This is a genomic window from Nostoc sp. LEGE 12447 (assembly GCF_015206985.1).
In the GTDB taxonomy this organism is placed as follows: Bacteria; Cyanobacteriota; Cyanobacteriia; order Cyanobacteriales; family Nostocaceae; genus Nostoc.
Genome location: NZ_JADEXT010000099.1, coordinates 1 through 8,961, shown reverse-complemented (window position 1 = coordinate 8,961; position 8,961 = coordinate 1). Strand labels below are relative to the sequence as shown.

Annotated in this window: 8 protein-coding genes; 4 read left to right on the top strand and 4 right to left on the bottom strand. The window is 41.6% G+C overall.

Annotated elements, in window-relative coordinates:
• The first annotated feature begins 126 nt into the window (after positions 1-126).
• The gene (locus tag IQ274_RS35860) at positions 127-1,071 is read left to right on the top strand and encodes a WD40 repeat domain-containing protein (RefSeq protein ID WP_194145187.1); all 945 of its coding nucleotides are present in this window, start codon (positions 127-129) and stop codon (positions 1,069-1,071) included.
• 125 nt (positions 1,072-1,196) lie between these two features.
• Positions 1,197-3,092, top strand: coding sequence for a DUF3370 family protein (locus tag IQ274_RS35855; RefSeq protein WP_194145186.1), 1,896 nt, complete (start codon positions 1,197-1,199; stop codon positions 3,090-3,092).
• A 97-nt stretch (positions 3,093-3,189) separates the two neighbouring features.
• Here IQ274_RS35855 and IQ274_RS37655 read toward each other — a convergent pair whose 3' ends face one another.
• A complete protein-coding gene (locus IQ274_RS37655; RefSeq protein WP_265578606.1) occupies positions 3,190-3,321 on the bottom strand; it encodes a hypothetical protein in 132 nt (43 codons plus the stop codon).
• Between the two features lie 61 nt (positions 3,322-3,382).
• Between IQ274_RS37655 and IQ274_RS35850 the strand changes: the two genes are divergently transcribed.
• Entirely contained in the window at positions 3,383-3,598 is a 216-nt protein-coding gene (locus IQ274_RS35850; RefSeq protein WP_194145185.1) for a hypothetical protein, read from the top strand.
• A 6-nt stretch (positions 3,599-3,604) separates the two neighbouring features.
• On the opposite strand, the gene IQ274_RS35845 is transcribed toward IQ274_RS35850, so the two are convergent.
• Together IQ274_RS35845 and IQ274_RS37155 are read right to left on the bottom strand one after the other, a co-directional pair.
• The gene (locus IQ274_RS35845) at positions 3,605-3,865 is read right to left on the bottom strand and encodes a hypothetical protein (protein ID WP_194145184.1); all 261 of its coding nucleotides are present in this window, start codon (positions 3,863-3,865) and stop codon (positions 3,605-3,607) included.
• Positions 3,866-4,374: 509 nt separating this feature from the next.
• Positions 4,375-4,548, bottom strand: a complete 174-nt coding sequence (locus IQ274_RS37155; RefSeq protein WP_228058629.1) for a hypothetical protein — start codon at positions 4,546-4,548, stop codon at positions 4,375-4,377.
• A 6-nt stretch (positions 4,549-4,554) separates the two neighbouring features.
• Between IQ274_RS37155 and IQ274_RS35840 the strand changes: the two genes are divergently transcribed.
• Positions 4,555-7,251, top strand: a complete 2,697-nt coding sequence (locus tag IQ274_RS35840; protein WP_322745449.1) for a DEAD/DEAH box helicase — start codon at positions 4,555-4,557, stop codon at positions 7,249-7,251.
• A 607-nt stretch (positions 7,252-7,858) separates the two neighbouring features.
• Here the strand turns inward: IQ274_RS35840 and IQ274_RS35835 are convergent.
• The gene (locus IQ274_RS35835) at positions 7,859-8,749 is read right to left on the bottom strand and encodes a hypothetical protein (RefSeq protein ID WP_194145183.1); all 891 of its coding nucleotides are present in this window, start codon (positions 8,747-8,749) and stop codon (positions 7,859-7,861) included.
• Between the last annotated feature and the right edge of the window lie 212 nt (positions 8,750-8,961).

Below are 8,961 nucleotides of genomic sequence, written 5' to 3'. Positions count from 1 at the left end.
GGGCGGCTCAAGTTTTTGGCCAATCTATGCTCTCGAAAAGAAGAATTTTGTTTTCTGCCACAACTGACGACATAGAAACTGCATGAAGAATTTTGAGCATCTCTCCCACAAAATCAACACCCTAGGTTGAAACTAACTTTATCAGGACATACTGCACCTGTGCGTGCATTAACCCTTTCCGCTAGCGGTCAAGTTCTTGCTAGTGGTAGCGATGATAAAACAATCAAGCTTTGGAATGCTACTACAGGTGCATTGCTTTACACTTTAACTGGACACCGTGAGGGTATTAAATCAATAGTATTTACTCCAGATGAGCAAACTTTAATTAGTACCAGTTTCGATAACACTATCAAATTTTGGAATACGCAAACAGGAAAGGAAGTTCGCACTATTTCAGAAAAAACAGGGGTGAAAGCAATGTTGTTGACCCTAGACGGACAAACTTTAATCAGTGGTAGCGGCGATAACACTATCAAATTTCGGAATCTCAAAACTCGAAAAATCGACCGGATACTCAAAGCAGAAACAACAGCACTTGCAATTACTCCTGATGGTAAAACTCTCTTAAGCGGAGGTGAAAATGGGGGAAGAATTCGGGTTTGGAGTCTGGTAATAGGTAAACAAATAGGCAGCTTTACCCCACCACTGCCCAAAAAAGAAGACCTAATCAGCGGCTCAGAGCGTGCATCAGCGCCGATTACGCTTGCTGTTAGTAAGGATGGGAAAATGCTCTTGTGTGGTGGATACGACGATAGTTTTCAATCTGGTGGAGTTAGAAGCACAGATGGTAAAGGTTTCAAAGCTTGGGACTTGAAAACAGGAAAGCTAGTTCATGATTTTTCGTTCGGTACGAGTATCGATGCGTTAATTATAAGTCCCGATAGCAAGACCTTTATTGCTGGTGGTTTAGGCAGAGAAATCATATTACGCGACATCAAAACAGGAAAATCAGTCATGGAGCTTACCGGACACGCAGGTGGAATTTATGGACTGGCAATAAGTAGTGATGGCAAAATTTTATATAGCGGTAGTGGTGACAAATCTGTTAAAGTTTGGCAGATAAAAGTGTAATTCGTCAGCTAAAGGCTACAAATTACAAGATTACACAATAAGAGTAGTAACGTAGATATAAAGATTGGGAGATGATGTATTAGCTTTCTGGTTTCTGTTCATTATAATTTGTTTACTAATGCTCAATGCTCTTGAAAAAAACTTTATTAGTCGTATTTCTCTTAACTCTATCAACCCCCAACGCCCTAGCATTTTCCGACACCGAAAGCTATTGGGCAAAACATTGTATCCAACAACTAAAAGAGCGTAAACTAATTACAGGCTACCCTGATGGTAGTTTTCGCCCAGAAACAACAGTGACACGCGCCCAAGCAGCAGTGTTAATGCTAAATGCTTTTCCTGATTCACCAGTGAAACGTACAGCTGCGTCTTTTAAAGATGTACCTGCTGATTATTGGGCAAATAAAGCAATTTCTACCGCTTACCAAAAAGGATTTTTTTCTGGTTATCCTGGTGGTATTTTCCAGCCAAACCAACCAATTCCTCGTGCCCAAATCATTGGTGTTGTAGCTGGGGGGAAAAATTACAGCCCTTTACCTAGCCCAATGCAGACATTACAAGAATATTTTAACGATGCGGGGCAAATACCTAACTATGCCCAAAATGCGATCGCATCAGCCACGATTAATAGTATTGTTGTCAATTATCCCAATGTCAAACAGCTAAAACCATTACAAAGCGCGACTAGAGGGGAAGTTGCGGCTTTAATGTGTCGGGCGCTAAATATTTACACGGTTCCCCCACAATATATTGCTGGAGTCGAAGTAGACAGCCAAGAAATACGTCCTTTACCAGGAAAACTTGATATTATTCCCACCTTCAACAGTAATAGTCCTGAACTGGTGACAACTGAAGGAATTTTACTATCAACTTTTCCCCCAGATGGGAAACAAGTACATGAAGCACATTTAAATTATCCCTTTGAAGGCAGATTTGACATATTTGCTCATCATATCGTCAGGGCAGAAACACCAGCCCAAAGCCGCACTCTATACCAAGGGATAATTGTACATAATCCGGGAAATGAACCTGTGATAGTGCAAGTATTACAAGCAGCTAGTTACCTTACCAAAGAAGCACAATTTATTGCTTTAGCTGATATGGTTGAAAATCCCCAAGGTACAGTTTACTCTGGGCCAGGCGATCGCACAATGAATGATGTACTGCGGGGAGTTCGGCAAGAGATTTTTCCCCAAAAGCTGGTGATAGAACCAAAAGAAACTCAAATCCTAGCAAATTTACCAATTCCGGTACAGGCTCCTTCTTCTAATGGTCGCACTACGATGATGCGCTTGACAAGTAGTAGTCCAGTTTATATCGCAAATTTAGCCAAAAATAGTAATATTTCACCCACCTTAGCCGAGTGGCAAGAGCTTTTGAATACAGGTAATTTAGCAGGAAAGCGTGACCCCATTCCAACACCTCTTGACCCTCCTAGAGAACCAACGGTATTTAGTCGCGTCGCTGGTGTATCTCAAGGAACGCAATGGAAAACACAGATTACGGACAATCCCAATATTTCCGAATTAACAATACCCTCACCAGGAAAGGCGTTTTCTTATCCTTTAGGAACTGTACATTTAATTACTCTTAGCACTGGACAAATTCAAAGTGCAGCAATGTTAAAACGTTATCCTGATACGGCCTACTTTGCTCACAGTAATTATGGTGTTGAGTACAATCTAACTTTGCCTCTAAGAAATATTACAAGTGAAACCCAAACTATAACTGTGTCAATACAGACTCCTGTGAAGGATGAAGGGGGAACAGATAGACTGCTATTTTTAAAACCAGGTGTAGAACAAATATTCTTTCGGGGAACGGTGCGGGTGCGTTACATCGATGATAGTGGCGTGGAAAAGATGCGCTATGTGCATTTGGTACAGCGTCGGGGACAAAGGGGCGAACCATTGGTGACACTGAAGATGTTGGCGAGTGAAAAGCGACAAGTACAGATAGACTTTTTGTATCCTCCAGATTCTACGCCACCACAGGTTTTGACGATAAGAACAAAAAGGTGATTTAGGATTTAGGATCAAGTCTCGTGCTTTATGCAAAAAAAACAAATAATCTTGAAGTTGGCATTACAAAGATTAGAAGTCAGTATCAGCCAACGTATCACAGACGGTATCCGCGAATCTGAGCTTCTTCCTTGTTGGCACACAGAACATGGTTGCTGGGATGAGCTGCTGATGAGCGGGAATCTGGGAATAGAGGAAGTAGCGACACCGGACAGCCCGTCGTAGACATCGCTCTTAAAGTAAAGCGTAGCCAATCGATTTTCTCTCTTACTGCCGAAAGTTCTGCTGATGTGGACTATTGGAGTCATGAGTGGTGTTTTGCAGCCGCAGCTTATGCTTTAGCTAGTGAATGTGGTTGTGACATGGGTTGTCCAAGATGCTTATATTCAACTGCTTGTCCTCAGCAAAATGAACCACTGCTCAAGGATGTAGGTTTGTTCTTGTTAAAGATTATTAGCCAAGCTGCACTCAATTCTCAAAATTCAAGTTCAATTTTTGGTGGTTAATTCACGCTAAATACCAGAGGCAGCACTTGCTCGGAATGCAACAACCTGCGACCCTATGTCACAAACTTGGATGTTACGACGAGAGACAATTTGCAACTCGTGAGGGTAACGCGGACGCGGATCATTCACCAACCAGATTGGAGGAACCATCGTGGTTTCATAGTAATCAATCTGATGCAAAACCCCAGGATTATTTTTGAGTTCTACCACTGTCCCCGGCAGATACTCAAATATTTCATCCCAATCAATAGCCGAATCGACGTTCATCACACTTAATCTGTTTAATACTTGAATTACTTACTTGCCCATACCAGCCAGACCTTGACCTTGCATTGTTAACCTGGCAAATAAAACATTAGCGAAATAGCTGGTGGGTATATCAACCGTGCTTTTGATTAGCAATAGAAATCACTGCGATCAAGTACCACTTCACCGTAATCTGGCACCCAGGCAACCCAGGTCACTGGGGATTCCTGGCAGAGCAACTTGGCTTCCTCAAAGGCATAGTCACTGGGTGGTTGGAGCAACTTTACCCAGGTGTCTCGGTTGTACGTGATGTGGCAGACGGGGTTCCAACCTGAAGTGATCTGGTTTGCCAGAGTCGGGGCGGTCGAATTAACCGAAACTGTTTGATGGGACATAGGCTTTCTCCGTCTGTAATCTATTAAAACTTGCAAGCATTACTCTCTTCAACTAGACCAGAAAGAGTAAAATAAATAATTTCTGTATCTATATTTACAAAATTGGGGGTAAATAGCTCAATCACTCTGAATAAATTAACAAATCCTGACATAAGAGATAAGAAATCCTGATTTATTCTGATGCTGTTCAAAATTCTGGTTATCCTGCATACTCTGGGAGCCATCGTCTGGACGGGTGGGCATTTGGTGCTTGCCGTTAAGTCCTATACTGACAGTCAGGAACAAATAATTTACTGCTAGCAGAAACATAAATTTGTGACTGATAACAAACCAACCAATTACGCCGCAATTATTCGTGCTGCCAACCAAACTATTCCAGAACCCCCCGAATGGCTGAGTGCAGGTAAATACGTTTACTCACCGGAATATGGAGTTGGCGAGGTAATGGCAGTATTAGGAAAACGGTTGATTGTTAAGTTCGTTGAAGAGGTTAAGCCAACTCAATTTGGGGATTGGGAAGAAGCGATCGCTTTGGGATCAATTAAAGCAAGTAACGCCAACTTAGTATCTTCGGCAACATTTCTTGAAGAGAACAACGCCGCAGTCACAACAATTGTAGAGCAGATTCAACAAATCCCCCAGGTAGTATTTCAGTCTGTAGCGCAAGAACTGATTGCAAGTATTAGGGCGATAGATATCAAAAATGCTAACCAAGGAATAATTCACCCCCTACCGGGCGATTTACCAGCTGCTTTACGTTTAGCGTTACAAAATAACGGTATCACGCAGATTTATTCTCACCAATTAGAAGCTCTAACAAAGTTACGTGCTGGGTTTGACTTGAGTATCACTACGCCTACAGCAAGCGGAAAGACGCTGTGCTACAACCTGGCTATCCTGGAATCGTGTATTAAGCAACCGCAAACAACAGCATTGTACATTTTTCCACTCAAGGCGTTAGCCCTAGATCAAATGCGAAAGTTGCAGTCGCTTGTCAAAGCAATGCCCAACAATCGCCTCAAACTCGCACTGATGACAGGAGATACACCAGCTACTGAGCGGCAGCGTTTTTTTATCCCCAACCCCCCAAACATCTTGGCAGTCAGCCCCGATTTATTACATTACTATCTTTATAATGTGCGCCGTCGGGATGATGGAGAAGGATGGCGACAATTTTTAAGACAGTTGCGCTACTGTGTAATTGATGAAAGCCATACCTATACTGGGGCTTTTGGGGCACACTTTGCGAATCTTATGCGGCGGCTAAGGTTAGCAGTTGATGCAGTTGGTGGTAATTCCCAAAGGCTGCAATTTATTTGTTCTAGTGCCACGATCGGAAATCCTCAAGATATGGCATTGCGGTTTAGCGGTAGAACCCATCAACCCCAAAGATTACACCTGATTGAGGATAGTGGCGCTCCCCATCAAGGACGTACCTTATTATCTCTGGCTCCAAACAAGGCAGCTAATGTTGAAGCTACTAAAATTGTGATTTCCTGGTTGCAGCATAACTTGAGTGGAATTGTCTTTTGTAACTCTCGTGCAGCTGTCAAAGGTTTACTTGGGTTAATCCAACGAGAAACACAACGCATTGGATTAGGTTATTTAACTTCCAAGGTAGCAGTTTTCTACAGTTCCTTAACGGGCGATCGCCGTAGCGAGATTATTCAAAAACTCCAAGGTGGACAAATCAAGGTAATTATTTCAACTTCTTCCTTAGAAGCAGGAATTGACTTACCAGAACTAGACTGCTGTTTAATTCGGGGGTTTCCAGGTAGTCTAATGTCATTTTGGCAACGAGTTGGTCGAGCCGGACGCAAACAGCACGGGCTAGTGATTTATCTGCCATTAGGACAAAACCCCATTGATGTATACTACGCTCGAAATAATCAAAAGTTGCTATCAGGAGAAGTTGAATCTGCCGCATTTAACCCTGACTATCCAACCATTTTAGGTAAACATTTAGAATGTGGTTGCATTGAAAGTAGTTTAACTTTAGGAGAACTGAATACTCGTTTTGGAAAAACAGCCGGTGCAGTGGCAGATTCTCTTTTACAACAAAACAAAATTTTCTTAAGCGGTAATGGGAAACTCTGGGGAAGAGGCTATCCTCATAAAGAAATTAATATTAGAAGCAGCACTCAAAGGTCAATTTCTCTAATTAATAAACATACGGGCGAAATTCTAGAGAGTATGTCGCTACCGTTAGCCCATCGAGAAGTATTTCCCGAAGCCATATATATGGTGCAAGATGAAAGTGGTCAATTAATAGCATACCGTAGTGAAAGCCTAAATTCCGACAAAGGAGAAGCAATACTAACATTTCTAGGAAAAGATACAGATTTATTTACTGAAGCGGAGTCAGAATTAGATATTCAACCACTTTCTACCTTGGCAGAATCTAAAATTATCCCTACTAATATCAAAGATGCTCGTTTACGTTTAACTCTTGTCTGGGGACAAATTACGAATTCTGTTATTGGTTATAGATTGATGAAGCGTACCTACGGAATGACTTGTAAAAATCAACGTTGCGCTAATTATAAAAAACCACTTGAAGGAAAAAGCTGTTCATTGTGTAAGCAGGTGCTGAGTGCAGCAGAAGTGACAAAACTTCAAAAAGAAATAGCATTTTCAGAGGCATACGTCACAAAATACCAAGCACCTTGCGTACTAGTAGAGTTAAATGAGCCGTTACAGAAAGCGCTACAAATAACTGTCAATAAATACAAACAAGAAATTATGACCGCTAATGGAGGTGAGGTTCCAGAACTTTATCAATCCTTGTGGAGTAGCAGTGCTGAAATGACGGCATTGCATAGTATCCAGCACCAGATAGTTAAAGCTGTGCCTTTGGTAGTTTTATCCTCTAGTTTGGATGTAGATGAATTGTCCATACAAAAAGAAAGCAGAAACATTGGTTACTTTTTTGACACCTGTGAAGGTGGAAATGGGGCAGCAGAAGCTATTTTCTCCGACTTCACAAAATTTGCTGCTGCATCTTACGCATAAGATGCCGAATGTGATTGTGAAGCTGGTTGTCCAAGATGCTTACATTCAACGGCTTGTCCACAGCATAATGAACCATTGCATAAAGATGTAGGTTTGTTTTTATTGGATGCAATTAGTTCAGCGAAGCAGAATACTTAAAACCTATGTTGAAATAAGCAGAGCAGCAAGGTAAAAAAAATAACATAGACAAATTGCTGACAACAGGTAAATGATTCACCATTGGCTAGGGTTCAGAATCTGGCTTCTACCACACAATATAAAACTGCCCTAGACGAAAGCTGGAGCAGTTTTTAATAGAGTAAATTATATAGGAGACAATTAGTGTTGTCCCCAGTTTATCCATAGTAAGTACAGTTATATAATACTATTCACCTCAATTTTCGTGCTTTATGCAAAAAACGAATAATCTTGAAGTTGGCATTACAAAGTTTAGAGGTCAGCATCAGTCAACGCATCACAGACGGCAACTGTGATTTTGAGCTTCTTCCTTGGCAGGCCACAGAACATGGTTGCTGGTAATGGCGTGCTAACTAAGTAAGGAAATCTGGGGATAGAGTTCGTAAGATTTGAGAGAAAGTCGCACATGGCGTAATCTATGAATATTTTCTTAGAAAGCGCAGAAATAGATTGCGTTCTCATCAACTTTCTGCATTTTGCCCTTCACAGATGCAACGACGCTGTAACCTTGACCTTCATAACTAGGTTGCCAAAATACAATCATGGGTGCTGATTTAGCGTTAGCCTGAAAAGCGCCAATTGGAAAAGGTATTCCTGGTGTACCGTCAAATTTAGGAAATTTAACAGGCTCAGGGTCGCCACCTTGCATATATGACTTTTTCTCCACTGCATTGTAAGCTATCCGAGAATTGATTAATATACTTAAGCGCACTTGATCTTTACTTTGTTTCTGCATCACAACAGTTGCTTCCCCAGCTTTCCAAGCGCGTGCAACTGATGGTTTGCGTTTGTTTACAGGTAATACGCTCGTAGGAACTTCAGATAAATTCAACGCTTGCAAAGTCAGCGATTTTGCTTCTTTGGCTAGGTTCACGGGTAAAAGCCAAACAGGCCCTTCTCCAAAACGTTTAGCTGCGGTAAACGTTGCCATTTTCGTTTTATTATTATCACAACCAAAAGGTTCTTCTTGAGAACGACGAAATTTTACCTGTTGTTTGATTCCTCCAGCGATACCAACTAAAGATGTACCGGGTTTGACTTGATCCCATGCATCTGAGAAAAGTGCAACCTGGGGATCTGCATTCACAGGCAACAAAGGCAAAAATGTGCCATTTTTGTTTACTGTAGTTGCAAAACCTAACCATCCTGTCATTGCTGACTGTGGTGGTGTGGTACTGTTTGCTTGAGCTATTAGTGTTTGTGGTTGATTGGCGCTCGCCTGTAAGGGTTGATTTTTGGCAAAGGATTTATACAAAACCGAAGCGCCAGACATTAATCCTACTAATCCGCAGATAACAAATAGCTTGAGTTTTTTTTCCATAGATTATGAAAGATTGTATTGTTCTGTTTTTGCTCCTTCACGAGTCACAATTTCAATTAAGTGTGCAGTAAGACATCGTTTATTGTGAAACTGGGCTTAGTCATCTTCATCCATTAAGCGACAACGGCTTTGGGTCTTGCAAGCAAGTCGAGAAGAACGCTCTCGTACAATAGTCGCTAAATCTGGTCGTCCTGTTAGAAAAAGTCGCCAAT